General features: G+C 50.0%; 1 tRNA gene and 1 rRNA gene. Both read left to right on the forward strand.

The annotated features are described in order from the left end of the window. A 16S ribosomal RNA gene (locus HED65_RS22495) occupies positions 1-78 on the forward strand; the annotation flags it as partial. A 68-nt stretch (positions 79-146) separates the two neighbouring features. After that, positions 147-223, forward strand: a tRNA-Ile gene (locus HED65_RS22500). Positions 224-226 lie beyond the last annotated feature (3 nt).

Consider the following 226-nt stretch of genomic DNA (forward strand, 5'->3'; position numbering starts at 1 on the left):
ACCACTTTGTGATTCATGACTGGGGTGAAGTCGTAACAAGGTAACCGTAGGGGAACCTGCGGTTGGATCACCTCCTTACCTTAAAGAACCTGCCTTTGCAGTGCTCACACAGATTGTCTGATGAAAAACAGCAGTAAAATCTCTGCAGGCTTGTAGCTCAGGTGGTTAGAGCGCACCCCTGATAAGGGTGAGGTCGGTGGTTCAAGTCCACTCAGGCCTACCAAAC

It is taken from the genome of Pantoea sp. LS15 (genome assembly GCF_012241585.1).
Lineage (GTDB): Bacteria > Pseudomonadota > Gammaproteobacteria > Enterobacterales > Enterobacteriaceae > Enterobacter.